Origin of the sequence: Epibacterium ulvae, from assembly GCF_900102795.1 — a bacterium.
Classification (GTDB): domain Bacteria; phylum Pseudomonadota; class Alphaproteobacteria; order Rhodobacterales; family Rhodobacteraceae; genus Epibacterium; species Epibacterium ulvae.
In genome coordinates this window covers 225,087-250,706 of the sequence record NZ_FMWG01000003.1, presented here as the reverse complement: position 1 = coordinate 250,706, position 25,620 = coordinate 225,087, and the positions used below count along the sequence as shown (strand labels likewise).

The following is a 25,620-nucleotide window of genomic DNA, read 5'->3' as shown; positions in this document are numbered from 1 at the left end:
TCCCTGTCCAGATGCTAACACCTGATTGTGACTGGCAGAAACGTTAGTGAGACAGTGTTTCGGGTCAATATTGACGCCGGGGAAAGCAAACGGAGCGTAAGTTAATATATTTATTGCGATTTAGCGGTCGTCGGATGTGTGGTTTTGGTTGAAACCGCGTTGAGGATATTGAAATAGTTTGCAACAAGTATCAAAAGGCTTCCAGCGATCAGAGTTAATGTAAGGTTCTCATTATAAAGGACTATTCCCAGTAATGCGATGATTGGAAGGCGGCAAAAATCAATTGGCACAACAACTGTTGCAGGTGCTAAAGACAGCGCTTTGGTGACACAAAAATGAGCGGTCAACCCCGCACAGCCAATTAACAAAAGCCATCGCGACGTTGCGGCACTTGGCACGGAAATCTGCCCATCCCAACCAGCCATCGCCAATCCCATCCCCAATTGCATGATCGTCAGCCAAAACAAGATGGAGCCGATTTGCTCGCTTTGCGTGAGCTTTTTTGTCGTTATAATCGTTAAAGCAAAGAAAATCGCTGAGACGGCCGCGGTGATTACACCGACATTCAACTGACCCGAATTGGGTTGTGCGACAACCAATGCGCCGATAAATCCTAGCGCTGCAACCACGACCTTTGGCCTTGTCATCCGCTCTCCGAGTAAGAGTGGTGACAGCAAAAGTACCCACAAGGGAGAGGTGAATTCAAGCGCAAAGACCTGAGCAAGAGGGATCACTGTGACCGCATAAAACCAAAGGTTTTGCCCGGTGAAATGAGCAAGGTTGCGGATCATATGTAAACTGAATAACCCGATGCGCACCTGGTTCCATGATCTGGTGAGTGTGAGCGCAACGCAAACGATGATGACGCCCACAAAGCTCCGGTAGGTCATGATTTCAAAGGTGTCCAAAGACGATCCGGCTTCACGTCCGGCAATAGCCATCGAAGAAAACGACAAAATGGCACCAACCATCCAAAGGGCTGCGCGTCCGACGGGGGCTTGGTTGTGTGGCATTTCTGGCTTTCTCAAAAGGGATCACCGCAACAGGGCGCAAAACACAAAGATCGTCAAGATTGCAAAGAAAAACCCCGGCATGAAAGCCGGGGTTTTTTGGAGTGTCTGTTATTCCCATTCAATAGTGCCCGGAGGCTTGGAGGTGATATCATAGGTGCATCGGTTGATGCCTTTGACTTCATTGATAATCCGGGTGGCTGTCTCGCCCAGGAATTCATGGCTGAAGGGATAATAATCAGCGGTCATACCATCTACCGACGTGACCGCGCGCAGCGCACAGGCATAATCATAGGTTCGACCATCTCCCATCACACCAACGGTGCGCACCGGAAGAATGGCGACAAAAGCCTGCCAGATTTCATCGTAAAGTCCATGTTTGCGGATCTGATCGATGTAGATCGCATCGGCTTCGCGCAGAATTTCCAGTTTCTCACGGGTGATCTCACCGGGGCAACGAATTGCAAGGCCGGGTCCGGGGAAGGGGTGGCGGCCGATGAAACTATCGGGCAGGCCCAGCTCTCGTCCGAGCGCACGAACTTCATCTTTGAACAGCTCTCGCAGAGGTTCGACCAGTTTCAGACCCATCTTTTCGGGCAGGCCACCGACATTGTGGTGCGATTTGATCGTAACGGAAGGGCCGCCTGAAAAGCTCACAGATTCAATGACATCAGGATACAACGTTCCCTGCGCAAGGAATTCAGCGCCCTCGATGGAATCTGCGTATTTCTGGAACACATCGATAAACAGTTTTCCGATGATCTTGCGTTTGGTCTCTGGGTCAGATTGGCCGTCCAGTTCACCAAGGAACAATTCGGTTTCGTCCGCATGGATCACTTGCAAGTTCATATTGTCGCGGAACATGCCCACAACTTCATCTGCTTCGTTCTTGCGCAAAAGGCCGTGGTCAACAAAAACGCAGGTCAGCTGATCGCCAATGGCTTCATGAATCAAGGCAGCTGCAACCGAAGAATCTACGCCGCCAGACAGCGCGCAGATGACCTTTTTATCGCCCACTTGTTCGCGGATTTTCTCGACCATGATCTCGCGGTAGGCGCCCATGGTCCAGTCGCCTTCAAACCCTGCAAGTTTGACAAAGTTTTCATAAAGCTTTGCGCCATTGGGGGTATGGTGCACTTCAGGGTGAAATTGCACGGCATAAAAATGGCGTTTGGTGTCTGCCGTGATCGCATAGGGTGCATTGGGCGAGGTGCCGTATACTTCAAAACCTGGAGCGATTTCTGAGACATGGTCGCCGTGGCTCATCCAGACCTGTTCATCGCCATCAGCAAACCAGCCGTCCAGAATATCAAGCTGGGCTGAGGATGGGGTAACGAAGGCCCGACCAAATTCAGCAGTGCCATGACCGCTTTCAACCTTACCACCCAGCTGGGTCATCATGGTTTGTTGGCCATAGCAAATACCCAGAATTGGGACGCCATATTCAAAGATTTCTTGTGGCGCGCGTGGGCTTCCTTCACGGGTGACACTGTCAGGGCCACCAGAAAAGATCACAGCTTTGGGCGCGAATGTGCGCACAAAATCCATCGTCACATTCTGGTAGGGGTGGATTTCACAATAGACATTCAGCTCGCGCAGGCGACGCGCAATCAGCTGCGTAACCTGGCTGCCAAAGTCGATAATAAGAAGGCGGTCATGGGATGTCTCTGTCATGGTTCCAAATAGGCACAGTTGACCCAAAGCGCAACGGAAGAAATGCGACTGGGACTTGGAGTTTTCGAGCTTTCTGGGTAGGCGTCGATGAAAGCATGGCAAAAGGTGAGGGTGCGAAATGCAACGCATGTTGACGGAATTTGGAATGGGCACGTCTTTGCGACGTGGTGATTATACTGAAGCGGCCAAACGTGCGCTGCAAAATGCGTTGTGGCACAATTCAATTAATCTGGCTGAGCTGTTTGATTTCCCCAAAGACGCGATGCAAATCACAGTTGACGTTGCTGTACAACAGCCTGAAAAGGTGGATATTTCTGGTCTGGCAGAGGTATTTCCCTACGGTCAGACAACATTTAATGTTCAAAAGGGCGGCTTGGATGTTGCGCGCCCCGAAGGAACGGGTAACCCAACCATTATTGCGAATGTTGCCCTGTCAGTGGCCTTTGATATGGAGCGCGCAGAATGAGCATTGATCTGAACAAAGAGGGTCGGTTGATCATCGCTATGGGCATCGGCACGGATGTTACCGGGAAAAGCGCTGCGCTTGCTGTGCAGAATGCGATCTCGCAAGCGCTCCAACATTCGTCCCTAAGTATATTGAAAAATATGAACATCTCAGAAGATCAGATCCGGGTTAAGGTCTCTGTCGGTATCAAAGACAGTACAGGAGTTTCTGCAGCTGATATTGTATTGCCGTTTGCGCCCGCGCCCGAAATTCATATCGTAGATGGGGGAATGGATGTGGTGGACCCTGAAAGCGGTGCGCGCCAGATTCTAGCGACGACTGCGATCGAAGTCTTTTTGCCCAAACAACCAGGTTGGAAGCTGCGTAGCTGACCTGACCACAGGGAAATGTCGTTTTTTCTCCTGAAAGGCCGCAAACTTTGGGTGCGGCCTTTTGGAGAAGCGCTACACCAAAATCAATTGACAGACCTGCTATGAGGAAATGCACATGGCCGAAAGAGCGCCACGTCGCCGGGCTCGGGGTGGTGGGGGAGCAGCGCGCCGCGCTGAACGGTCCGCCATCAACTTTGAGACTGCGAAATATATCGAACGTAACATTCCAAACTTTGAAGTTTTGGATGACGCGGCGCTTGAGGTTATTGAGACCAACGCGGAAACTGTTCTGGCTGAAATTGGTGTGAACTTTGTTGACAACCCAGCCGCGCTTCAGCGATGGCGGGACGCAGGTGCAGAAGTCGACGGTGAACGTGTCCGTATCCCGCGCGGATTGGCGCGTGAACTGTGCAAAACGGCACCGAGTTCTTTTACACAACATGCAAGAAACCCTGAAAAGTCCGTTGTCATTGGTGGTAAAAACCTTGTTCTTGCACCAGTTTACGGTCCACCTTTCGTGCGCGATGCAAAAGGGGGGCGCCGGTATGCAACCTTGGATGATTTCCAAAAATTTGTGAAACTGGGCTATATGTCCAAGTGGCTGCATCATTCGGGAGGCACCGTTTGTGAGCCAACAGACGTTCCGGTAAATAAGCGTCATCTGGATATGATGCTGGCCCATATGACCTTGTCTGACAAACCGTTCATGGGATCTGTGACCGAACCAAGCCGGGCACAAGACTCGGTTGAGATGTGTGAAATCCTGTTTGGTAAAGAGTTCGTGCGTGACAATACTGTCATGACCTCGCTGATCAACATCAACTCTCCTATGACGTTTGATGATGTGATGATGGGCGCGCTTGAAGTTTACGCAAAGCACAATCAAGCCTGTATCGTGTCGCCATTTATTGTGGGCGGCGCGATGGCACCCGTTTCCGTTGCCGGGACATTGACGCAGGTGCTGGCTGAAGTCTTGGCCGGTGTGGCTTATAGCCAGTTGATCCGCCCAGGTGCGCCAGTAATTTTTGGTGCTTTTGTTAGCTCAATCGATATGAACTCTGGTGCGCCGACATTTGGTACGCCTGAAGCATCCTTGGTGACATATGGTGCAGGGCAACTTGCGCGGCGCCTCAATCTGCCGTTCCGATCTGCGGGGTCTTTCTGTGGTTCAAAGCTACCAGATGCACAAGCCGCGTATGAGACTGCGAACTCACTCAACATGGGATTAATGGCGGGGGTGAATTTCATGCTGCATTCCTGTGGTTGGCTCGAGGGGGGACTGGTTGCAGACTTTGAAAAGTTTGTTATGGACGCTGATCAGCTTGGCGCGCTCCATGGGCTTGCCAAAGGGGTCTCTGTGGATGAGAACGCGCAGGCGCTGGATGCCATCCGCGAAGTCGGTCCCGGAGGGCATTATCTGGGCTGTGCACATACGCAGCAAAACTTCAAAACGGCCTTTTGGAAATCTGAAGTTTTGGATTACAAGCCTTTTGAAACATGGGAAGAAGAAGGTGCACGTGATACTTATGCGCTTGCAAGCGGTCGCGTCGATACACTGTTGAACAATTATCAAGCCCCTCCACTTGATGCTGAGATCAAAGCCGCGCTTGAGACTTATGTGGCGGAGAAAAAAGCATCCATGCCAGACGCGTTTTCGTAAGAGTTCAACGCAAACCTTATGCTTTGATGATCAACGGCCTCTTCTTGGGGGCCGTTTTTTGTTGCCCTGTTTATCTGATGGGAGCCAGCGCGTTGAGCATGAAAGAGCCGTGCCTCGGCTTGCAGCGCGATCAGGATTTCGATGTGCCGTGTAAAATGATACCCAATGTCATTTGTGAGCCGCTTTTTGTTATAAGCATGCTCCAGATCCAGCAACTGCGTGACAATCGCAGCCGGGCGTAGCCGCTCGGATGAGGGCAGTAATTTGGCCAGACTGTGCGTGCGTTGGTAGTGTTCAGCACCCATTCGGGCTGCTCTTACCAGCAGACGTGGGCGTGATAGTGCGGATAGGCGAGTTGTGAGATCTTGCATCGATGTCTCCTATTTTTCGGATCAATTGCTAAATACCACAACCTAAAGGGGTGTTGCGTTTCCAAGATTGAAGCGTGCGCTGGCTTTAGCCTTGATTGATACTCTTTTGGAAACATTGTGCCCGGCATTAGGAAAACCTCGCAAAATCCGGCGAATAGACCTCTGCCCTCTGTGACCTAAGATGAGGGTGGTACGTGCCTAAAGGTTTTAATCAAGGGTATGGGGTCAAGAATGATACAAACCATGCGTGTAATTCAAGTTCCCGAATGGGTTCCGGAGGAGGCTCGGCGCTATCTGGAACATACGGAAAATGGTAGATCTATCCGACAACTCGCACGGCGCGCGGGCTGTCATCCTTCCACGGTGCTAAGGCAGGTGCGTCGTATGGAAACCTTGCGGGATGACCCATTAATTGACAGTGCGCTCGATGGTTTGACAGAGCAGTATTTTAAAGAGGATATCCGACATAGTATGCCTCGCCCACAGCGGACGCCCCAAGATACAGCTGGACAGGCGAAAGTAACGAAAGCGCTGATCTGGTTGAACCACGGAAATGCTATTTTAGCCTATGCAGAAGGTATGGATAAAGCGGTTATCGTAAGAGATGATCAAGATGAGAAGAAAATAAGCATTGATAAAGGCTTGGCTGGTGAAATTGCACTGCGTGGCTGGGTGCAATGCGTCTCACATAAGCGTTTAAGTCGATATCAATTGAGCGACGATGGTCGGGCTGCTTTGTCTTCTATGGTCGCAGCTCAGGAAAACCGCGCACGTGTGCGCAGAGATGTTGGATTTGCCGAAGCAGCCCGGTCTTTTCAGGGGAAAGAGGTGGCCAATAGTGGCGGTGCGCGCCGTGTAAGATATGGCAGCGGGGAAACTCCGCTTGCAATGCTTGCACGTCTGGCTGACCGCAACGGAGAGCCGTTTTTAACAGTTGATCTGGTGCGGGCAGGTGAGAGGTTGCGCGAAGATTATGAACTTGCACAGATTGCAGAGCATATTTACCCGGTAAATACGGTTTTTGATGTGCCATGTGCGGCGAAACCTGCACATGGCAAAGCGCATGCCGACACAGCAGGGCAGCGGGCGCATGAAGCCCTGGCAGCCTTAGGGCCAGGGCTATGCGATATCGCTTTAAGATGTTGTTGTCATCTGGAAGGGCTTGAAACCGCAGAGAAACAACTGGGGTGGTCAGCGCGTTCTGGAAAGGTTGTTCTTCGTATCGCACTACAACAGCTGAAATCACATTATGATGCTTTAGCAGATCAAAAAGAGCTGATTGGCTGAAGAGAAAGGGCCCGCAGTTGCAGGCCCTTATAATTTCGCTTCGTTAGATACGTTAAGCTGATACGGTATCTTTCAGATGTTTCAACACATTCTCAGGTGAAGAGACACCATATGGGTCTTCGGGGTGATTGTCTGACAAGCCGGGCTCTTCAAACCAAGCTTCAACAACACCGTCTTTTACGATCGCAGCATAGCGCCATGAACGGGCACCGAAACCCAGATTGTCTTTGGCAACCAGCATACCCATTTTTCGAGTGAACTCGCCAGAGCCGTCTGGGATGACCTCAACGTTTTCCAGATTTTGCGATTCAGCCCATTTGTTCATGACAAAGCTGTCGTTGACTGACATGCAGTAGATCGCATCGATGCCTTCGGCAGAAAAATCTGCAAAGCCTTTTTCAAATCCAGGCAGCTGATACGTGGAGCAAGTGGGGGTAAATGCGCCAGGAAGAGAGAACAGAACCACACGTTTGCCAGCAAAGTAATCAGCTGTGGTTTTGTCTTCCCAGCGGAACGGGTTGGGGCCGTCAACGGCCTCGTCGCGGACGCGGGTGTGAAAGGTTACGTCAGGCAGTTTTACGTCGGCTTTCATGGGAAACTCCATACATCACAAATACGTTTTCAAGCGATGAATTATAATAGTTCTAAAATGATGGCAATGCCGCATTTCTGTTCTAGTTGAGGGAATGCGACTTTCTCCTAAGTTAACTATAACTTGTTGAAAAAATGGGATCTATGATGGATTTTCAAGCATGAAACTAACCGCGAAATCATCGGTATGAAGGTAGTGTACAGTGCATAGCTGTATTGCAGATAGGGCCGTGTCATTCCTCTTTTGCTATGTTACAAACAGGAAACAACAGATGCCAAAGGGAAACGACCCGTGAGAGATCTTAAAATCCCAGAGCAGCGCCACCCCGAAAAGGCGCACCGCCCTGACAATGCTCAGCCCAAGAAGCCAAGCTGGATTCGCGTCAAGGCTCCCGGTGGCAAAGGCTATGCAGATACGCATAAAATTATGCGCGAGCACAAGTTGGTAACAGTCTGTGAAGAGGCAGGTTGTCCGAATGTGGGCGAATGTTGGAGTCAGGGTCACGCGACCATGATGATCATGGGGGAAGTTTGTACGCGTGCCTGCTCTTTTTGTAATATTGCGACTGGCAAACCCCCAGAAGAATTGGATGTTTTCGAACCGGGGCGGGTTGCAGATGCTGTGCAAAAGCTGGGTCTTAACCACGTCGTGATCACGTCTGTGGACCGTGATGATATCGAAGATGGCGGCGCAGAACATTTTGCACAGACTATTCGTGCCGTGCGCCATCGCAGTCCTAAAACCACGATTGAAATTCTGACGCCAGATTTTCTGAAATGTGATCCTGAGGTGCTCAAAATTGTGGTGGATGCAAAGCCTGATGTGTTCAATCACAACCTTGAAACAGTGCCCGGGCTTTACCCAGAAGTGCGGGCTGGCGCGCGCTATTTCCATTCGTTGAGACTGCTGCAGCGCGTTAAAGAACTGGATCCATCAATCTTTACCAAATCTGGAATTATGGTTGGGCTTGGCGAGGACGCACAGGCTGTGCGTCAGGTGATGGATGATATGCGGGCAGCGGATGTGGATTTCTTGACTATTGGTCAATATTTACAACCCACACCAAAGCACCACGCCGTGGATCGTTTCGTGACCCCTGAGGAATTTGAATCCTATGAAAAAGCGGCTTATGGCAAGGGCTTTTTGATGGTTTCTGCAACACCGCTAACACGCTCCTCATATCACGCGGGTGATGATTTTGTGCGTCTGCGTGATGCACGGAACAAAAAGCTGGGTTTGGCATGACGCCAGACCATTTGGCGCGGTTGACTAAGCTGCGCCAACACCTTCACTCATTTCCAGAAGTGTCTGGGTTTGAAAAGAAAACCTCTCATTACGTGACGGATTACCTTTCGAAATACCATCCAGATAAGTTGATTACACAACTGGGTGGGCATGGTGTTGCTGGGGTGTTTGAGGGGAAAGCCCAAGGTCCGACAGTGCTGTTTCGCGCGGAATTGGATGGGCTGCCAATTCCAGAACAGTCAGACAAACCTTATAGTTCGCAACATGACGGGTGCGGGCATTTGTGTGGGCATGATGGGCATATGACCATGGTGCTTGCCTTGGCTGAAGCGCTGGCAGAAAATCGTCCTGAATCTGGGCGCGTGGTGCTCTTGTTTCAGCCTGCCGAAGAAACCGGGCAGGGGGCTACTGCAGTTGTCGCCGATCCTCGGTTTCATGAAATTGCGCCGGACTACGCATTTTCGCTTCATAATGTTCCGGGCCTTGCGTCTGGGAAAACTGCGTTGAGCGTTGGACCAGCGAATTGCGCCTCGCGTGGTGTGAAGATCACTCTAAATGGGCGAACGTCGCATGCGGCCGCACCTCAGGACGGGCTCTCGCCAGCGCGGGCCATATCTCAGCTGATGTCTGAATTGGTTGCATTGGGCAATGAATCCGCGCCATTGAACGAAGACTACGCTTTGGTCACTTTGACGCATGTGCAATTGGGGGAGCCGACATTTGGGGTTGCGCCTGGGGTGGGCACGCTTTGGGTGACGCTGCGCACTGTTTCTGATGCGCGTATGGCGCGTCTTGTTTCAAATGTTGAGCAACGGATGATAGAGGTCGCGCAAGCTGAGGAGCTTACCGTCACGCTGAACTTTGACGATGTCTTTGCTGCCTGTGACAATAACATAGATGCATCTGATATTCTAAAAAGAGCCTCTTTTACAGTGGGTTATGATATGGACTTGTGGGACGCACCGCAGCGGTGGTCAGAAGACTTTGGCGTCTTTGGGCAAGGAGCAAAAAGTGCGATGTTTTGGCTGGGCTCTGGTGAGACGCAGCCTCAATTGCACAATCCTGATTATGATTTTCCTGATGAAATCCTGCCGGTTGGCATCACGATCTTTCGACAAATCATTCAGGATCTTTTGAATCCGGGTGACGCCGGGACGCACCTGCCTTAGTCGGTAAACCGCACCTTCCCGATATGGGGGAGGTTGCGATTGCGTTGTGCAAAATCAATTCCATACCCGACGACAAATTCGTCTGGAATTTCAAATCCAATCCAATCGGCGCGCACCTCAACCTCTCTGCGAGAGGGCTTGTCGAGAAGCGCAATCGTTTTGAGACGTGCAGGGCTGCGGCTTTGTAAGAGATGTGTGATATGTTTGAGCGTATGGCCCGTGTCGACAATATCTTCAACGACAAGCACATCACGGCCTTCAATTGCGCCTCGTAAGTCTTTGAGTATGCGTACTTCACGACTGCTTTCTGTGCTGTTTCCATACGAGGACGCTTCAAGAAAATCTACTTCAATCGGGAGATCAAGTTCGCGCACGAGATCAGCGATAAAGACGAAACTGCCGCGCAAAAGGCCAACGACAACCAGCTTATCGGTGTCGTTGAACTCGGCCTTGATTTCAGCACTTAAGGCTTCAATACGCGCAGCAATTGCTTTTGCGGAAATCATCACATCGATGGCATATGGGCGCTGTGTCATATTGACTCCCCTTGAAATTTCACGCCGTTCATAAGACATCAAGTGACACAAAGACAGTAGGAAATCACGATACAATGCCCATACATTCTGAAACCCGCCAGATGCCCTACAGCGCCGAGCAAATGTATGAGCTGGTATCAGATGTGGCGAAATATCCAAAATTTCTACCCTGGTGTGCTGCGGCACGTATTCGCAGTCGCACGCCACAGGACGCAGCAGAAGTTATGGAAGCAGATCTGGTTATCTCGTTCAAAGTGTTTCGAGAGCGTTTTGGCAGTCGGGTGGTGTTGCATCCCGAAGATCATTCTATTGATACGGAGTATCTGGATGGCCCATTCCGGTATATGAAATCGAATTGGCAATTCAAAGACCGTGCTAAAGGCGGGTGTGATGTCTCATTCTTTGTAGATTTCGAATTCAAGAACGCGGTGTTGCAGGGCATTATCGGTGTCGTTTTCAATGAAGCGATGCAACGTATCGTGCGTGCCTTTGAAAACCGGGCTGAAGCTTTGTACGGGGCCTGAAACAGGTCAATTATATTGTTAACACTTTGGTAACTAAGCTGTCCAAAAGTTAACGCGATACCTTTCAGATAGGTTAATGCTGGATGCAATCGTGTGGTTAACAACATATTGGGGGTGCTAATGATTTCAGGCGTGGCCGGACCGGCCTCACAACATATGTCTCTTGCTCGGACAGGCAGCGGACCTGCTGTTGCCAAAGCAGAACCCGCAAAAAGCGTAGAAAACAATCGGCCAGCGCCGGGTGATTTGAAGGTGTCTATTAAAATGACAGTTTCAAAAGGCCCGGATGCAAGCGCAACGCACTCTGTGAGACAATCACAGGAAACAGCGCAAGCCGCATTGGACGATGCGCGAGCGAGTGCTTTGGCGAACGATATAGCCCGTTCTTCAAACGCTAAGCTTGCCCAAATGGGCTATGCATCAGGTTTGAATGCGACGGGTTAACCTCTGTTTCGCGCAGAACGTGCGAAACGCTCTCTCATTTGTGATCAAAGCGGGCCTTTCGGGGCCCGTTTTTACTTTTTATCGTTTGGGGTCGATGGCTTGCCACAATAGATCCAACCCATGTGCCAGTGCGGCTTTACGCACGTTGCTGCGTCCCAATGGGCCAAAGTCTTGTGTTTCTACGCGGGTTTTATGCCCATCCTGCGCAAGTCCAAAGCAGACGCGACCCTCAGGTTTGAATTCGGATCCGCCTGGACCTGCGATGCCAGTGACTGAGACTGCGAGTGTCGCGGATGAAGCGTTGAGCGCCCCTTCTGCCATCTCTTGCGCAACAGCTTCGCTGACCGCTCCGTATTGCGTTAGTGTGGTGTTTTGCACTCCAAGCATGTCTTGTTTTGCGGCGTTGGAGTAGGTTACGAAACCTCTGTCAAACACAATGGATGAGCCGGGCGTTTCCGTAAGCGCAGCGGCGATTAAACCACCTGTGCAGCTTTCAGCGGTTGCAATTGTGATACCTTTGCTGCGCGCCTGTGCGATCAATTGTGCCAGATCTATGCTCATAGCCCTAACACTCCGTGGTATAGGCCGGCCAACACCATCACGCCAAGGGCTGCAAAGATACCAGCAATGATATCATCAAGCATCACACCAAGCGCATCCCCACGACGGTCCGCCCATCCGATTGGGCCGGGTTTGAGGATATCAAACAGCCGAAAGAGGAGAAATGCTGCAACCCATCCCGGCCAAAGCGCAAGCGCGGGCAGGTCGTGGGCCCATGCAGCATAGGAAAGGGGGGCGAGGGCGATCAGCTGTCCGGCGACCTCATCAATGACGATTTCTGAAGGGTCATGATCTTTTTTTCCTTGTGTCATGACCGCGGTTGCCCACCAGCCCTTAGCAAACGTAGAGATGATGCCAATGAGTATAAGTGGAAAGCCACCAAGGGCATGTAATGCAAACCCCAAAGGAAGCGTGACAGCAGAGCCCCAGGTGCCGGGTGCTGGTTTCAGGTATCCAACACCACATACAGTGGCAATCAGGCGGGCCAGCGGTTTCATGCTTTTACCAATGCTGCGGTTGCAATTGCGGCGATACCCTCTTTTCGCCCTGTAAAGCCAAGACGTTCAGAGGTTGTGGCTTTGACCGAGACGCGAGATGGTTCAATGCCCAAGATATCCGACATGGTCTGGCGCATGGCCTCTGCCCGTGGGCCTATTTTGGGGTATTCACAGACAAGCGTGCAATCGATGTTTGACAGCGTGTAGCCCATCTCGTTTGCGAGACGAACAGCGTGGCGAAGGAAGATGTCTGAGGCGGCACCTTTCCACTGAGGGTCTGATGGCGGAAAATGTTGACCTATGTCTCCCTGTGCCAATGCACCATAGATCGCGTCTGTGACTGCATGCATGCCGACATCCGCATCTGAATGCCCTTGCAGCCCGCGATCATGTGGGATTTTCACGCCACAAAGGATGACATGATCTCCGTCGCCAAACCGATGCACATCGTAGCCATTGCCCAGACGGATATCCATGGTGTCTCTTTCTTTGATCTGTAAAATCTCGGCCGCCCGCGCAAAGTCTTGGGGACGTGTTATTTTGATATTATTAGCATCGCCTGAAACAATGTGAACGGGATGGCCAGCCGCCCGTGCCACCTCTACATCATCAGCTGCGGTGCCGGTATGGGATGTGTGTGCAGCTAGAATGGTTTCAAAGTCAAACCCTTGCGGGGTTTGTGCGGCAAAAAGACCTGATCGATCTTGTGTTCCGATGACCTGTTCGTTGTCGCCCTGCCACAGCGCATCTGTCACGGCAAGTGCAGGTGCTGCCGCAGATGTTGTATCGAGCGAAAGAAGAATGTTCTCGATTAAGCTTCTGCTGATGCATGGGCGCGCTGCGTCATGGATAAGAACCTTATCGATACTGTATTTTTGCAAAGCTTTCAGGCCATTTCTCACCGAACTTGCGCGGTCAGAACCTCCTTGTGCGGTAATGATGTCAGGAGCAGCTGAGAACTCTTGCCAAATGTCAGTATCATCTGGATTGAGTACGATGCAGATGTGATCAATGCAGGGATTTCGAAAAGCCTCTAGCGTCCAGTCGATCACCCGGCGGTCGCCCAAAAGACGCCATTGTTTGGGCAAACCACCCCCAGCACGAATACCGCGACCTGCGGCGACAATCAGGGCTGCTGTGGTCATTTTTTCTCCCATCTCTTTACGAGTTGTTTATGAGTTGATGCAGGGAGAGGCAATAACCCCTAAAGCTGTGATTAAAAATTAGGCACTCGCCATTTTGCTGAGCATTGCCAACCGAGCTCTCATTGTAGCATAGAGGCATCTTGGGCTAAATTAACCTCAATTGCACAAGGATTAAGCAGTTGTCTTTTGACATCGGACCTACATCGCTCTCTCCTCCTATCGCGCTTGCGCCAATGGCGGGAATCACAGATCGCCCATTTCGTGATCTGGTGCGCTCTTTTGGCGTTGGTCTTATGGTGAGCGAGATGGTCGCCAGTCAGGAGATGGTTCAATCGAAACCCGGCGTGCGCGAGCGCGCAGAGCTGAGTGCGGATGTTGAAAATACATCTGTGCAGATCGCCGGGCGAGACGCTTATTGGATGGCAGAAGCGGCGCGCCAAGTCGCAGATCGCGGCGCACGTATTATAGATATCAACATGGGGTGCCCTGCAAAGAAGGTGACGAATGGTTATTCGGGCTCAGCTTTGTTGAAAACGCCGGACCACGCGTTGTCTTTGATCGAGGCTGTCGTGGAAGCGGTTGATATTCCTGTAACACTAAAGACCCGTTTGGGATGGGATGACAACAGCCTGAACGCAGCGGATGTCGCCCACCGTGCCGAAAATGCAGGTGTCCAGATGGTGACGATACATGGGCGCACGCGATGTCAGTTCTACAAAGGCTCCGCCGATTGGGAGGCGATATCCGCTGTGAAACAGGCTGTTGGTGTACCGGTGCTAGCCAATGGTGACATTGTGGATAGTAAAACGGCACAGGCTGCGCTGGGAGCCTCAGGGGCTGATGGTGTCATGATTGGTCGTGGTGCGCAGGGCAAACCCTGGCTTTTGGCGGAGGTCGCGCATGATCTGTGGGGCCATGCTGCCCCCAAAATCCCTGTGGGCGATGACTTGGTGGTGTTAGTAGCAACCCATTATGAGACCATGCTTTCTTTCTACGGGACAGATCTAGGGGGGCGCGTCGCGCGGAAACATTTGGGGTGGTATATGGATGAGGCGCGCACAGGCGCGGCTTTGCGTAAATCAGTCCTTACCTCAAAAAAACCAGAAGATGTTTTGCGGCTTTTGCCAGATGCTTTGGCCTCAGATGAGGGGGAGATGGTGGCATGACTTTGGTCGATACATTGCTCTGGGCCTCCATTCCATTGCCCAGCTTCCTGATCGGAGAAGACAACACAATCACGGATGTGAACTCTGCGGCGGAAGGTTTTTTGAACAGCTCTCGCAAGAGCGTCATTGGTAAAACCATCTGGGACCTGCTTACGATTGATGCGCCAATCGAAGAAGCGTTTAAGCGCGCGCGTGCCCAGAGCACAACCTTGTTTGTGAATGATATCGACGTTGGCACGCGACAACGATCACCGTTGCAGTGCGGCGTGCAGGTTGCACCGTTGCAAGGCCAAGAGGGGATCATGTTGCTGATGCTGTCCCCACGTGAATTGGCGGGCCGTCTGACGCGCAATCATTCTGCAAAATCCGCTGCGCAATCAGCCATTGGCATGGCTGAGATGCTGGCGCATGAGATTAAGAACCCGCTGGCAGGCATTACGGGGGCTGCGCAATTGCTGAGCATGAACCTGGCCCCAGAAGATCTGGAGTTGACCGATCTGATCGTGAGCGAAAGCCGACGGATCGTGAAATTGCTAGAGCAGGTGGAGCAGTTTGGAAATCTGACTGAACCAGATTTCCAGCCCGTAAACCTGCATGATGTTTTGGACCGGGCGCGCCGTTCTGCAATTTTAGGATTTGGTGCCCAGATGACGATTGTAGAGGATTATGATCCCTCCTTGCCGCCAGCCTGGGGAGACGCAGATCAGCTACTGCAGGTGATACTGAACTTGTTACGTAATGCGACGGAAGCCTGTGGTGGTGATGGCGGCGTTATTCGCCTTCGGACATACTACGAGCATTCGTTTAATCTGCGACGCAGTGATGGCACGGGGGATGCATTGCCTTTGCAGATTGAGATTATTGACGACGGTCCCGGCCTGCCAATGGCAATCAAAGATGACATCTTTGATCCATTTGTATCGGGACGTGAAAATGGCACGGGTCTTGGGCTTGCGCTGGTGAGTAAGATTATCGCCGACCATAAGGGATGGATTTCTGTTCAATCCAAACCCGGCGAAACGAAATTTAGACTATCGCTACCGCGCGAACCGCGCCAGCGAAAACCCAAGGAGTAGCTCCGATGGACGGAACCGTTCTTGTCGCAGATGATGATCGCACGATCCGCACCGTTTTAACCCAGGCGCTGACGCGAGCAGGGTGCCGTGTGCATGCAACCTCTTCCCTTACCACCTTGATGCGGTGGGTTGCCGAAGGGAAAGGGGATGTGGTGATTTCGGACGTGATGATGCCCGATGGAAATGGTTTGGAGATGTTGCCGAAGATTGCGGAAGATCGTCCCGGTCTGCCGGTGATCGTAATTTCTGCGCAAAACACCATCATGACTGCGATCAAGGCAGCTGAAGCAGATGCGTATGACTATCTGCCAAAACCTTTTGACCTTCCCGAATTGATGAAGCGCACCGCAAAAGCGTTGAATGAAACGCGCAGCGCGCCTGTTAATTCTCGTATTCAGTTGGAAGAGAGACCTGAAGAACTCCCCTTGGTCGGGCGTACTGAGGTGATGCAGGCGCTGTACCGATTGATTGCGCGCGTGATGAATTCTGACATGCCTTTGATGATCACTGGAGAAAGTGGGACAGGCAAGTCACTGATTGCAAGGGCTATTCATGATTTTTCGGATCGTCGTAATTTACCGTTTGTAACGGCTACGCCGGGACAGTTGACCTCGTTGGAGGGGCCAGCACAGTTGCTCACACAGGCCAAGGGCGGAACCGTGTTGATTGATGAGATCGCCGATCTGCCGGACGAAATTCAGGCCCGTCTGGTTCGTATGATTGACACGCCCGGTGAACACGCGCCACGTTTCATGGCGACTTGCCAGAAAAATGTGAATGAGTTGCTCGAACATGGTGGCCTGCGGCAGGATCTGTATTACCGGATTTGTGGTACGGAATTGCGCGTGCCTGCTCTTAGAGAACGTGTTGAAGATATCGCGCTGTTGGCGGCGCATTTCCTGATCCGGGCCGAGAATGAAGGGGCTCCACATCGGGTTCTGGACGATGATGCGACGGATCTTTTACGCCATTATGCATGGCCGGGCAATGTACGCCAGTTGGAGAATGTAATCAGAAGTTTGGCGTTAACCGCCCGCGGAGAAGAGATTTCCAAGGTTGATGTTGCCTCTGCATTGGGCCCACAAACCGCTGCCGAACCCAATGTCACTGGAGCGAGTAATGAAAAACTATCAGATTCGGTTGCGCGCCATCTGCAACGCTATTTCGATCTGCACGGGGACATGTTACCGCCTCCCGGGCTGTACACACGTATTTTGCGTGAGGTCGAAACGCCGATGATTGAGATTGCGCTGTCCGCAACCAGCGGAAATCAAGCGAGATGCGCTGAATTATTGGGGATCAACCGTAATACGCTCCGTAAAAAAATTACTGATCTCGATATTGAGGTGACACGGCGACGCAAACTGATGTAATCTAGTCACATAAGAGTGACGTCTGGGCCAAAGGTCTGGATCGAGTCACTAAATGTGGCGGTTGTCTAGAAAGACAACACATCAGGGTGAGGGCAGTCGGTGGCGCATAGGTCACAATTACGCTCTGCGTATGGTGCATGGTTGGCACTGGATCGGTGGCGAAAATCGCGTCGAGCACGCAATTTATCGACATTTGGTCTGGTATTCCTTGGACCATTGTTGGCAGTGGTGACCTATCTGGTCATTGGTCCTTTGAATCAGGGGTCTGCATCTCCGTCTCTGCGACTCATCTTATTGGCGGATCTGGTTTATATCCTGTCGATTGCGGTACTGGTTCTGACGCAGATTTTGCGCCTCAGAGCAGCCCGCCGATCAAAATCGGCGGGATCCCGCCTACACTTACGGCTTACGGGAACCTTTGCATTTTTAGCGCTGGTTCCAGCCGTCATTGTGGCCGTTTTTGCAGTTATTACTGTGAACGTGGGCATGGAAGGATGGTTTTCCAACCGTGTTCGGGACGCTGTGGGCAGCTCACTCGCAGCGGCAGAAGCCTATCAAGAGGTTCAACGTCGGGATCTCACTGACGATGCACTGGCTTTAGCGCAATTCCTAGAAACCGAACGGCGCCGGGATTACTACATCAGCGAAGGTGGTCTGCGTGAAGTTTTGACTCAAGGTCAATTGTTGATCCAGCGTGGCTTGCGCGAAGCTTATATCGTTGATGGTGCGGGTGAAATCCGGCTACGGGGTGAGCGATCTTATAAATTTGACTATGAAAAGCCAAGCGCCACCGATTTTAAAGCGGCCCGCAATGAGCGTATTTTGATCATTGAAGATTGGCAAAACAACGAATTTCGCGCGCTTGTTCATCTAGAGAATTACGTGGATCGATATGTCTATGTAAGTCGTGAAGTGGAGGGGGATCTGCTTCAACTGTTGGATGACACGCAAAAGACAGTGGATCTGTATTATCAGCTGGAGAATGACCGCGGCCGTGTCATGTTTGAATTTGCACTGTTGTACTTGGGGTTTGTTCTTATCCTTGTGCTGGCTGCAATATGGTTGGGGATGTGGTTTGCTGAACGTCTTTCACGCCCGGTGGGCCGTTTGACGGTTGCAGCGCAACGTGTCGGGGCAGGCGATTTCTCGGTAAAAGTTCCAACCGAGGAGGATGGGGACGAAATTGCCCAGCTTGGACAATATTTTAATCAGATGACGGCCGAGCTGAACACACAACATGAAACCCTGCTTGAGAACACAGAGCAAATCGAACAACGCCGTCGCCTTTTTGATTCTGTTCTGTCTTCGGTGACTTCTGGTGTCGTTGGGTTAAATGATAAAGGATGCATTACATTTGTGAACCGGTCGGCTGAGCGTCTTTTGGACTGGCAAGAGACCCAAAAGAACGTAGCAATTTCTGTAGCTGTCCCTGAATTTGGCGCCTTGTTTGAGCAGTTGGTCGAAGGTCGCGCCGAAGTGGTTCAAGAAGAGGTGAAGGTCACGCGGCACGGACGCTTAGAGAACCTACTGTTGCGCATGTCGCCGCGACGGTCGGAAAACGGGACATTGGAAGGCTATGTGCTGGCATTTGATGATGTGACTGACCTTGTGAGCGCGCAACGAATGGCAGCCTGGGGAGATGTCGCACGTCGTATTGCGCATGAGATCAAGAACCCGCTGACACCTATTCAGCTGAGCGCTGAGCGGATTAAACGCAAATTTTCCCCATTGCTTATTGAGGAAAATAGCGAAAAACTACAAAGTATGACCGAGGTAATTATTCGCCAAACCAATGATTTACGCCGCATTGTTGATGAGTTCTCTAAATTTGCCAGAATGCCTGAACCCAAACGTCGTTCAGAGGATCTATCGGATCTCGTCCGAGGGGCTGTTTTGTTGCAAGAATCGGGGCAGCCAGATTTGAAGATTACGTCAGACTTGCCTGAAGGCGAACTTATGGCGGAATTGGATGCCACCATGATCGGGCAGGCATTGACGAACTTGATCAAGAATGCTGGCGAAGCAATTACAAGTTTGAAGGGGCGTTCTGATGCGCCAGAGTTTATTCCAGAAATTCGCGTTTCTTTGCACGATGACGGAGAGATGCATGTGATTACGATTGCGGACAACGGCATCGGACTGCCCGAAGACCGAGCCAGGTTGTTCGAACCCTATGTAACCACGCGAGATGAGGGCACTGGTCTTGGTCTCCCCATCGTTAAAAAAATCATCGAGGAGCACGGCGGATCTCTCATTCTTGAGGATGCACCGATTTTTGAAGGGCAAAACCATTACGGCGCAATGGCGGTGATCCGTCTGCCCGCCAGTTTAGACGGTATGTCCCCCCATAACACAATGATAGCAACAGGTCTGACATGAGTGATATTCTGATTGTTGATGATGAACGCGACATTCGTGAGTTGATTTCTGATATCCTAGAGGATGAAGGATTTACGACGCGAAAGGCGGCCAACTCGGATGAGTGCATGTCGCAGCTGGATCAGGAAGCGCCTTCGCTGTTGATCTTGGATATCTGGTTGAAAGACAGTCAGATGGACGGCATCGATATCTTGAAGACCGTCAAACGTGATATGCCAGAGATCCCGGTTGTTATTATTTCTGGCCATGGAAATATTGAAATTGCGGTCGCAGCTATCCGGCAAGGGGCGTATGATTTCATCGAAAAACCATTTAATATAGACCAATTAATGGTCGTTATTAAGCGGGCGATGGAAGCGTCGCGTTTGCGCCGTGAGAACTCCAGTCTAAGACGCAAAGAGTCTGGCGCCAGTGATATGATCGGTGCCTCAGCCGCCTACCGCGGTTTGATTGGGCAATTGGATAAAGTTACAAAATCCAATGGCCGCGTCATGCTTGCTGGACCTGCAGGCAGCGGGAAAGAGATTGCTGCGCGCTATATTCATGCCCATTCAAACCGCGCCTCTGCCCCGTTTGTGACAGTAAATTGTGCCAATATCGAACCTGACCGTATGGAGGAGGTTCTGTTTGGTAAGGAAAGTGGGGAACGTGGAATTGAGCCGGGCTTGTTGGAGCAGGCAAGCGGTGGCGTTGTCTTTTTCGATGAAGTCGCGGATATGCCGCTTGGGACGCAGTCAAAGATCCTTCGGGTGCTTGTTGACCAGCAATTTCAGCGTGTCGGTGGAACCGAGAATGTACGTGTTGATTTACGCGTGATTTCGTCAACTAATAGAGATTTGGAACAGGAAATCGCGGCTGAGAGGTTCCGCCAAGAGTTGTACCATCGCTTGAATGTCGTGCCGATCCATGTGCCATCTTTGGAAGATCGTCGTGAGGATATTCCGTTGTTGGCGTCTCATTTCTTGAAGCATTTCAATGAAATGCAAGGTCTTCCTTTGCGAAAGCTTTCTGAGGAAGCCGAGGCACTGCTGCAAACCATGATTTGGCCTGGAAATGTGCGGCAGCTAAAGAACATGATAGAACGGGTGCTGATCCTTGGCGATACAGCAGAGCTGATTGAGGCACGCGACTTGCCGCGAGAAGATGAGAAGCCAAATCAGGATGGTCGGGTTGTCCTTTCTGGTGCTTTAGCTACTTTGCCATTGCGTGAAGCTCGTGAAGCGTTTGAGCGTGAATACTTGCTAACGCAAATCAACCGGTTTGGCGGTAATATCAGCCGTACTGCCTCGTTTGTCGGAATGGAGCGTTCAGCGTTGCATCGCAAATTAAAATCGTTGGGCGTTGTGACCTCCAATAAATCTGGGGCACGCATTGCACATGTTGAGGATGATGAGGCCGCAGAAGCTGTTTAAGGGAAGGCTGCTATCGCTTTGTTTACAATTGAATTGACCCCTTTGCTGCCATCTGTCATTCAAATGACGCAAGGCAGCCAAGGATCAATATCATGAAGGTAATCATTTGTGGTGCAGGGCAGGTTGGCTGGCAAATCGCGCGCCATCTTTCTGGTGAACACAATGATGTAACGGTTGTGGATAACAATCCAGAACTTGTACGTGTTGCGACTGATACGCTTGATGTTCAAGGGATTGCGGGCTTTGCTTCATACCCTGACGTACTTGATCGTGCTGGTGCGCGCGATGCGGATATGATCATTGCAGCGACCCATTCTGACGAAGTGAATATGGTTGTTTGCCAGGTTGCGCATTCGGTTTTCTCTGTGCAGCGAAAGATCGCACGGCTGCGGTCAAAGAATTACACAGATGCAATCTATTCCGATCTATATCGTCGTGATCACCTGCCGATTGATGTGGTCATCAGCCCAGAGCAGGAGGTTGCCGTTGCGGCGATGCAGCGCCTTTCTGCACCAGCGGCCTTTGACATTGAAACCTTTATGGAAGGTAAGGCGCAACTGCTTGGTATTCACGTGGATGAAGATTGCCCGGTTGTGAATACGCCGTTGCGGCAACTAACGGATCTGTTCTCTACTCTACGTGCGCAGGTGGTTGGGGTGCGCCGTGACAATAATCTTTTTGCGCCAGAACCTGGAGATCAGCTGTTTACGGGGGATAGTTGTTATGTGTTTTGCCACGTTGATGACGTGAGCCGCACGATTGAAGTATTTGGAAAAACTGAAAAACGTCAAGATCGCCTTGTTCTTGTTGGTGGCGGAAATGTTGGGCTTGAGGTCGCAAAAGCGCTAGAGGCTCAGACAGTCAGAACCCGTGTTAAAGTCATCGAACGTGATCGTAAGTGTGCAGAACGCGCTGCAGAGGGTTTAGAGCGCACGATTGTTTTGAACGGGGATGGTTTGGATCGTTCATTGATGAGCGAGGCCGGGATTGAGCGTGCAGATGCGATGCTTGCTGTAACCGATGATGATAAAACGAATCTGCTGGCGGCGGTACGTGCCAAAGCGCAAGGATGCCCCTTTGTTATTGCATTGATTAATGATCCAACACTTGTGCCTTTGACAGCGCACCTTGGGATTGATGCGTATATCAACCCACGTGCGACCACCGTGAGTTCGATCCTGCGCCATATTCGCTATGGCCGTGTGCGCCAAGTGTATTCCATTGGGGACGCAGAAGCAGAGGTTATTGAGGCACAAGTTCTTTCAACATCTCCGATTTCGGGGCAAACCATTCGTGAGATTGATTTTCCTGAAGGTGTGCTTGTCGGTGGCGTTGTGAAAAACGGAGAAATGAAACGTCCGACAGGAGATTTGCGGATCGAGGACGGTGATGTCATTGCGATGTTTGCGATGGCCAGTGATGTGCCAGAGGTAGAGCGCCTGTTACAAGTCTCTATCGAATACTTCTAAAATGCCACGTAAGCATAAGAAAAAGAAGGGAAGAGCGGCTCTTCCTCTTTTCTTGTTGATCTGGGGTATTGCGGCACTGGCGATGTGGGTACCCGCGGTTCATGCTCTGGTGATAGATGATCACCAAACCTCGCAGAGCTTTTTCTATTCCGGTATTTTGGGGCTCATGTTGGTTGCTGTAATTGGCTTGTCATTGGGTGACAAAGTGCCGCAATATGGCATGCCGGGCCAGTTGCTTTCTTTGCTGGCGACCTTCGTAGTGCTACCCGTTTTCCTAGCTATGCCTGTCTCAGATGCGCTTGGTAACACACGGTTTTTGAACGCTTACTTTGATATGGTGAGCGCTATTACCACGACGGGCGCGGACATCTACAATGACCCAATGAGACTGCCTCCCAGCTTGCATCTCTGGCGGGGCATGGTTGGATGGATGGGCGGACTACTGATGCTCATTGCTGCGTCAGCAGTTCTTGCACCGCTCTCGCTTGGTGGGTTCGAGGTTACAGCGCGTGGCGAACCGGGCAAGCGAGCGACGATCCCCTTTGTTGAACAAGGTAACGCGCGGCGATTGCTAGGTGTCGTCACAAAGAACCTTGCGCCTATTTATATAGGCCTGACCTTCGTTTTGTGGCTTTTGTTGATCGTTGTAGGGGATACGAGTTTTGTAGCACTTGTGCACGCGATGTCGGTTATGTCGACTTCAGGGATTTCCGCTATCGGTGGCTTAGAGAATGGAAACAGTGGGTTAGGAGGTGAAATGATCATCTTCTTGTTCATGTTCTTTGCAGTGTCGCGACTGACGTTTTCCACAGACACGTTGATTACGGGGGCACGTCGGCTGGATCAGGATCCTGAGTTTCGGCTTGGTTTGATGTTTATTTTGGTCGTTCCATTGATGCTGTTTTTACGACACTGGCTCGCGGCATTTGAAGTTGATGCGACAAGTGATTTTGGACAAGCGCTGCGTTCACTTTGGGGATCTTTGTTTACGGTTTTGTCTTTTCTTTCGACCACTGGATTTGAGAGCTCGGATTGGGATGCCGCACAACGATGGTCAGGATTAGAGACCCCCGGGATGATCCTGATTGGTATGGCGATGGTCGGAGGTGGTGTAGCGACCACAGCAGGCGGTGTGAAATTGCTGCGGGTTTATGCGCTTTATCTTAATGGTATGCGCGAGATGGAACGGCTTATGCATCCATCCTCGGTAAGTGGTGAGGCAAGAGGACGGCAGAGGTTGCAACGAAATGGCGCCTATGTTGCATGGGTGTTTTTCATGCTGTTTGCTTTGTCTTTAGCAGTGATCAGTACGACCCTGTCGATTTTTGGTGCGAATTTTGAGCAGGCGTTGATCTTATCTATTGCGGCGCTTTCGACCACTGGACCTTTGATTGACCTGGCAGGGAGTGCACCGATACAGCTTGATATCCTAGCGGCACCCGCCAAAATGGTTCTATGTGTGGCAATGGTGCTAGGGCGGTTGGAAACTTTGGCTCTTATTGCGCTTCTGTCGCCAAACCTCTGGCGCAGTTGATCATTCACAGTTAACCATAAGGTGGTGGAGGTCGTAGCTCTGGAAACAGGCGTGACGTTCCATAATTTTAAGACCGGACGCGTTGATCCGCAGCGCGTGGCAAGAACAAAAGAGAGATAATAAAAATGGCTTCGGACAGACAAAACCTTCAGGATGCCTTCCTGAATCACGTTCGCAAAACCAAGGTTCCCGTCACAATCTTTCTGATCAACGGTGTAAAACTTCAGGGTGTCATCACATGGTTTGACAATTTCTGCGTTCTTTTGCGCCGGGATGGTCAGTCACAGTTGGTTTATAAACACGCTATCTCAACGATCATGCCTGCACAGCCGATCAGCCTTTATGAAGGTGAAGACGCCTCTTGATGGAACATGATAGGGTGCGCACCCGGGCTTGGGTTCTGCATCCGGATATAAAGACAGAAGCGACGCGGCGTGATCCCAGCGCTGCGTTAGAAGAAGCCGTTTCTCTGGCGATTGCGTTACCTGACCTTGATGTGGTCGGCAGTGGAGTTGTGCGTTTGCCTAAAGCACAACCGGGTATGCTGTTTGGGTCCGGCAAGATTGAAGAATTGGCGCAGATGTTGAAGGGCGAAGATGTTGAGCTGGTGCTCATCGATGGTCCCGTCACGCCTGTACAGCAACGCAATCTTGAGAAAGCCTGGAAAGTTAAGATCCTGGACCGAACGGGTCTGATCCTTGAGATTTTTTCTGATCGCGCGCGAACGCGCGAAGGTGTGCTTCAGGTTGAAATGGCTGCGCTTAGCTACCAACGCACGCGACTTGTTCGCGCGTGGACCCATCTGGAACGGCAACGGGGCGGATTGGGCTTTGTTGGTGGACCTGGTGAAACACAGATTGAAGCTGACCGCCGCGCAATTGATGATCAATTGGTGCGTTTGCGACGTCAGTTGGAGAAAGTTGTAAAGACACGTTCGCTTCACCGCGCGGCACGGGCTAAGGTTCCTTATCCGATTGTTGCGTTGGTTGGATATACCAACGCGGGAAAATCTACACTTTTCAATCGATTAACAGGCGCTGATGTCATGGCAAAAGACATGCTGTTTGCGACACTTGACCCTACGATGCGCCGTGTTGTTTTGCCCGATGGTCCTGAGGTGATCTTATCCGATACGGTAGGGTTCATTTCTGATCTGCCTACCGAATTGGTTGCGGCGTTTCGCGCGACCCTTGAGGAAGTTTTGGCAGCGGATGTGATTTTGCATGTGCGTGATATCAGCCATGACGAGACGGTGACCCAAGCCGAAGATGTAGAGGCTATTCTGGGCTCTCTTGGTGTTGATGAAAATCGCGAGATGCTTGAGGTTTGGAACAAGCTTGATTTGATGCCTGAAGAGGAGGCATTGGCAAGACGCGACCGTGCCGCACGCGAAGATGGGGTGCATGCAATATCGGCCCTTACAGGTGAGGGGCTAGAGGATTTGCTGGGCACGATTGCGGTTAAGCTGCAAGGCGTTCGCCGTGAAGAGCATTTAGAGTTGGCATTCTCTCAAGGCAAAGAACGTGCTTGGCTGTTCGCACAGGACGTTGTGCAAAATGAAGAGCAATCCGAAACAGGGTTTGCGCTCAATGTATTATGGACCGATAAGCAGCGCGCGCAATTCCACAAACTGTGATATTTATTTATTGAATGTTTAAG

General features: G+C 51.2%; 25 protein-coding genes. 17 read left to right on the top strand and 8 right to left on the bottom strand.

Annotated elements, in window-relative coordinates:
- Positions 1 to 110 precede the first annotated feature (110 nt).
- Both BLP79_RS06185 and guaA read right to left on the bottom strand, forming a co-directional pair.
- The gene (locus tag BLP79_RS06185; RefSeq protein ID WP_090217345.1) at positions 111 to 1,013 is read right to left on the bottom strand and encodes a DMT family transporter; all 903 of its coding nucleotides are present in this window, start codon (positions 1,011 to 1,013) and stop codon (positions 111 to 113) included.
- Positions 1,014 to 1,121: 108 nt separating this feature from the next.
- Positions 1,122 to 2,684: a glutamine-hydrolyzing GMP synthase gene (gene guaA, locus BLP79_RS06180; RefSeq protein ID WP_090217344.1), complete on the bottom strand. Its 1,563-nt coding sequence runs from the start codon at positions 2,682 to 2,684 to the stop codon at positions 1,122 to 1,124.
- Positions 2,685 to 2,802: 118 nt separating this feature from the next.
- On the opposite strand from guaA, the gene BLP79_RS06175 reads away from it, so the two are divergent.
- The 3 genes from BLP79_RS06175 to BLP79_RS06165 all read left to right on the top strand — a co-directional run bounded on the left by BLP79_RS06175 (position 2,803) and on the right by BLP79_RS06165 (position 5,181).
- On the top strand, positions 2,803 to 3,150 hold the full coding sequence (locus tag BLP79_RS06175) for a Lin0512 family protein (protein ID WP_090217342.1): 348 nt from the start codon (positions 2,803 to 2,805) through the stop codon (positions 3,148 to 3,150).
- A complete protein-coding gene (locus BLP79_RS06170) occupies positions 3,147 to 3,521 on the top strand; it encodes a Lin0512 family protein (RefSeq protein ID WP_090217340.1) in 375 nt (124 codons plus the stop codon). Before BLP79_RS06175 ends, BLP79_RS06170 begins: the two co-directional genes overlap by 4 nt.
- A 115-nt stretch (positions 3,522 to 3,636) precedes the next feature.
- Positions 3,637 to 5,181, top strand: a complete 1,545-nt coding sequence (locus tag BLP79_RS06165) for a trimethylamine methyltransferase family protein (RefSeq protein ID WP_090217338.1) — start codon at positions 3,637 to 3,639, stop codon at positions 5,179 to 5,181.
- Here the strand turns inward: BLP79_RS06165 and BLP79_RS06160 are convergent.
- Positions 5,136 to 5,552, bottom strand: coding sequence for a DUF6477 family protein (locus BLP79_RS06160; RefSeq protein ID WP_198511968.1), 417 nt, complete (start codon positions 5,550 to 5,552; stop codon positions 5,136 to 5,138). The genes BLP79_RS06165 and BLP79_RS06160 overlap by 46 nt on opposite strands.
- A 243-nt stretch (positions 5,553 to 5,795) precedes the next feature.
- On the opposite strand from BLP79_RS06160, the gene BLP79_RS06155 reads away from it, so the two are divergent.
- The gene (locus tag BLP79_RS06155; protein WP_170830457.1) at positions 5,796 to 6,839 is read left to right on the top strand and encodes a DUF6456 domain-containing protein; all 1,044 of its coding nucleotides are present in this window, start codon (positions 5,796 to 5,798) and stop codon (positions 6,837 to 6,839) included.
- Positions 6,840 to 6,891: 52 nt separating this feature from the next.
- Here the strand turns inward: BLP79_RS06155 and BLP79_RS06150 are convergent, their stop codons facing one another.
- Positions 6,892 to 7,431 carry a peroxiredoxin gene (locus BLP79_RS06150; RefSeq protein WP_090217336.1) on the bottom strand — a complete coding sequence of 180 codons (540 nt, stop codon included), beginning with the start codon at positions 7,429 to 7,431 and terminating at the stop codon, positions 6,892 to 6,894.
- Positions 7,432 to 7,722: 291 nt separating this feature from the next.
- Between BLP79_RS06150 and lipA the strand changes: the two genes are divergently transcribed.
- Together lipA and BLP79_RS06140 are read left to right on the top strand one after the other, a co-directional pair.
- Positions 7,723 to 8,676 carry a lipoyl synthase gene (gene lipA, locus BLP79_RS06145; RefSeq protein ID WP_090217335.1) on the top strand — a complete coding sequence of 318 codons (954 nt, stop codon included), beginning with the start codon at positions 7,723 to 7,725 and terminating at the stop codon, positions 8,674 to 8,676.
- A complete protein-coding gene (locus BLP79_RS06140) occupies positions 8,673 to 9,845 on the top strand; it encodes an amidohydrolase (RefSeq protein ID WP_090217332.1) in 1,173 nt (390 codons plus the stop codon). Before lipA ends, BLP79_RS06140 begins: the two co-directional genes overlap by 4 nt.
- Here the strand turns inward: BLP79_RS06140 and hpt are convergent.
- On the bottom strand, positions 9,842 to 10,381 hold the full coding sequence (gene hpt / locus BLP79_RS06135; RefSeq protein ID WP_090217330.1) for a hypoxanthine phosphoribosyltransferase: 540 nt from the start codon (positions 10,379 to 10,381) through the stop codon (positions 9,842 to 9,844). The genes BLP79_RS06140 and hpt overlap by 4 nt on opposite strands.
- 74 nt (positions 10,382 to 10,455) lie before the next feature.
- Here hpt and BLP79_RS06130 point away from each other — a divergent pair, with 74 nt between their 5' ends.
- Both BLP79_RS06130 and BLP79_RS19470 read left to right on the top strand, forming a co-directional pair.
- Entirely contained in the window at positions 10,456 to 10,905 is a 450-nt protein-coding gene (locus tag BLP79_RS06130; protein WP_090217329.1) for a type II toxin-antitoxin system RatA family toxin, read from the top strand.
- Between the two features lie 264 nt (positions 10,906 to 11,169).
- Positions 11,170 to 11,349: a hypothetical protein gene (locus BLP79_RS19470; protein ID WP_139163174.1), complete on the top strand. Its 180-nt coding sequence runs from the start codon at positions 11,170 to 11,172 to the stop codon at positions 11,347 to 11,349.
- A 78-nt stretch (positions 11,350 to 11,427) separates the two neighbouring features.
- Here the strand turns inward: BLP79_RS19470 and BLP79_RS06120 are convergent, their stop codons facing one another.
- From BLP79_RS06120 to BLP79_RS06110, 3 genes are read right to left on the bottom strand one after another with little or no spacing between them, the layout of a single operon-like run.
- Complete coding sequence (locus BLP79_RS06120; protein WP_408607918.1) at positions 11,428 to 11,910, bottom strand: CinA family protein; 483 nt, start codon at positions 11,908 to 11,910, stop codon at positions 11,428 to 11,430.
- On the bottom strand, positions 11,907 to 12,407 hold the full coding sequence (locus BLP79_RS06115; RefSeq protein WP_090217324.1) for a phosphatidylglycerophosphatase A family protein: 501 nt from the start codon (positions 12,405 to 12,407) through the stop codon (positions 11,907 to 11,909). Before BLP79_RS06115 ends, BLP79_RS06120 begins: the two co-directional genes overlap by 4 nt.
- Complete coding sequence (locus BLP79_RS06110) at positions 12,404 to 13,552, bottom strand: bifunctional 2-C-methyl-D-erythritol 4-phosphate cytidylyltransferase/2-C-methyl-D-erythritol 2,4-cyclodiphosphate synthase (RefSeq protein WP_090217619.1); 1,149 nt, start codon at positions 13,550 to 13,552, stop codon at positions 12,404 to 12,406. The genes BLP79_RS06115 and BLP79_RS06110 overlap by 4 nt, the downstream gene beginning before the upstream one ends.
- A 179-nt stretch (positions 13,553 to 13,731) precedes the next feature.
- Here BLP79_RS06110 and dusB point away from each other — a divergent pair, with 179 nt between their 5' ends.
- The 9 genes from dusB to hflX all read left to right on the top strand — a co-directional run bounded on the left by dusB (position 13,732) and on the right by hflX (position 25,597).
- Complete coding sequence (gene dusB / locus BLP79_RS06105; RefSeq protein WP_090217322.1) at positions 13,732 to 14,718, top strand: tRNA dihydrouridine synthase DusB; 987 nt, start codon at positions 13,732 to 13,734, stop codon at positions 14,716 to 14,718.
- Positions 14,715 to 15,794, top strand: a complete 1,080-nt coding sequence (locus tag BLP79_RS06100; protein ID WP_090217320.1) for a two-component system sensor histidine kinase NtrB — start codon at positions 14,715 to 14,717, stop codon at positions 15,792 to 15,794. The genes dusB and BLP79_RS06100 overlap by 4 nt, the downstream gene beginning before the upstream one ends.
- A 5-nt stretch (positions 15,795 to 15,799) precedes the next feature.
- Positions 15,800 to 17,167, top strand: coding sequence for a response regulator (locus BLP79_RS06095; protein ID WP_090217318.1), 1,368 nt, complete (start codon positions 15,800 to 15,802; stop codon positions 17,165 to 17,167).
- A gap of 99 nt (positions 17,168 to 17,266) precedes the next feature.
- A complete protein-coding gene (locus BLP79_RS06090; protein WP_090217316.1) occupies positions 17,267 to 19,546 on the top strand; it encodes a sensor histidine kinase NtrY-like in 2,280 nt (759 codons plus the stop codon).
- Positions 19,543 to 20,958, top strand: coding sequence for a nitrogen assimilation response regulator NtrX (ntrX, locus tag BLP79_RS06085; protein ID WP_090217315.1), 1,416 nt, complete (start codon positions 19,543 to 19,545; stop codon positions 20,956 to 20,958). Before BLP79_RS06090 ends, ntrX begins: the two co-directional genes overlap by 4 nt.
- 92 nt (positions 20,959 to 21,050) lie before the next feature.
- Positions 21,051 to 22,427 (top strand): Trk system potassium transporter TrkA, encoded by a 1,377-nt coding sequence (gene trkA, locus BLP79_RS06080; protein ID WP_090217313.1) that lies wholly within the window; start codon positions 21,051 to 21,053, stop codon positions 22,425 to 22,427.
- 82 nt (positions 22,428 to 22,509) lie between these two features.
- A complete protein-coding gene (locus BLP79_RS06075; RefSeq protein WP_090217618.1) occupies positions 22,510 to 23,961 on the top strand; it encodes a TrkH family potassium uptake protein in 1,452 nt (483 codons plus the stop codon).
- Between the two features lie 125 nt (positions 23,962 to 24,086).
- Positions 24,087 to 24,326 carry an RNA chaperone Hfq gene (gene hfq, locus BLP79_RS06070; protein WP_008204623.1) on the top strand — a complete coding sequence of 80 codons (240 nt, stop codon included), beginning with the start codon at positions 24,087 to 24,089 and terminating at the stop codon, positions 24,324 to 24,326.
- Positions 24,326 to 25,597, top strand: a complete 1,272-nt coding sequence (hflX, locus tag BLP79_RS06065) for a GTPase HflX (RefSeq protein ID WP_090217311.1) — start codon at positions 24,326 to 24,328, stop codon at positions 25,595 to 25,597. Before hfq ends, hflX begins: the two co-directional genes overlap by 1 nt.
- The last annotated feature ends 23 nt before the right edge of the window (positions 25,598 to 25,620 follow it).

Coding starts and splice junctions, on each gene's coding strand:
- BLP79_RS06185 (WP_090217345.1), bottom strand. CDS start 1,013: ATGCCACACAACCAAGCCCCCGTCGGACGCGCAGCCCTTTGGATGGTT.
- guaA (WP_090217344.1), bottom strand. CDS start 2,684: ATGACAGAGACATCCCATGACCGCCTTCTTATTATCGACTTTGGCAGC.
- BLP79_RS06175 (WP_090217342.1), top strand. CDS start 2,803: ATGCAACGCATGTTGACGGAATTTGGAATGGGCACGTCTTTGCGACGT.
- BLP79_RS06170 (WP_090217340.1), top strand. CDS start 3,147: ATGAGCATTGATCTGAACAAAGAGGGTCGGTTGATCATCGCTATGGGC.
- BLP79_RS06165 (WP_090217338.1), top strand. CDS start 3,637: ATGGCCGAAAGAGCGCCACGTCGCCGGGCTCGGGGTGGTGGGGGAGCA.
- BLP79_RS06160 (WP_198511968.1), bottom strand. CDS start 5,552: ATGCAAGATCTCACAACTCGCCTATCCGCACTATCACGCCCACGTCTG.
- BLP79_RS06155 (WP_170830457.1), top strand. CDS start 5,796: ATGCGTGTAATTCAAGTTCCCGAATGGGTTCCGGAGGAGGCTCGGCGC.
- BLP79_RS06150 (WP_090217336.1), bottom strand. CDS start 7,431: ATGAAAGCCGACGTAAAACTGCCTGACGTAACCTTTCACACCCGCGTC.
- BLP79_RS06140 (WP_090217332.1), top strand. CDS start 8,673: ATGACGCCAGACCATTTGGCGCGGTTGACTAAGCTGCGCCAACACCTT.
- hpt (WP_090217330.1), bottom strand. CDS start 10,381: ATGACACAGCGCCCATATGCCATCGATGTGATGATTTCCGCAAAAGCA.
- BLP79_RS06130 (WP_090217329.1), top strand. CDS start 10,456: ATGCCCATACATTCTGAAACCCGCCAGATGCCCTACAGCGCCGAGCAA.
- BLP79_RS19470 (WP_139163174.1), top strand. CDS start 11,170: ATGACAGTTTCAAAAGGCCCGGATGCAAGCGCAACGCACTCTGTGAGA.
- BLP79_RS06120 (WP_408607918.1), bottom strand. CDS start 11,910: ATGAGCATAGATCTGGCACAATTGATCGCACAGGCGCGCAGCAAAGGT.
- BLP79_RS06115 (WP_090217324.1), bottom strand. CDS start 12,407: ATGAAACCGCTGGCCCGCCTGATTGCCACTGTATGTGGTGTTGGATAC.
- BLP79_RS06110 (WP_090217619.1), bottom strand. CDS start 13,552: ATGACCACAGCAGCCCTGATTGTCGCCGCAGGTCGCGGTATTCGTGCT.
- BLP79_RS06100 (WP_090217320.1), top strand. CDS start 14,715: ATGACTTTGGTCGATACATTGCTCTGGGCCTCCATTCCATTGCCCAGC.
- BLP79_RS06095 (WP_090217318.1), top strand. CDS start 15,800: ATGGACGGAACCGTTCTTGTCGCAGATGATGATCGCACGATCCGCACC.
- ntrX (WP_090217315.1), top strand. CDS start 19,543: ATGAGTGATATTCTGATTGTTGATGATGAACGCGACATTCGTGAGTTG.
- trkA (WP_090217313.1), top strand. CDS start 21,051: ATGAAGGTAATCATTTGTGGTGCAGGGCAGGTTGGCTGGCAAATCGCG.
- BLP79_RS06075 (WP_090217618.1), top strand. CDS start 22,510: ATGTGGGTACCCGCGGTTCATGCTCTGGTGATAGATGATCACCAAACC.
- hfq (WP_008204623.1), top strand. CDS start 24,087: ATGGCTTCGGACAGACAAAACCTTCAGGATGCCTTCCTGAATCACGTT.
- hflX (WP_090217311.1), top strand. CDS start 24,326: ATGGAACATGATAGGGTGCGCACCCGGGCTTGGGTTCTGCATCCGGAT.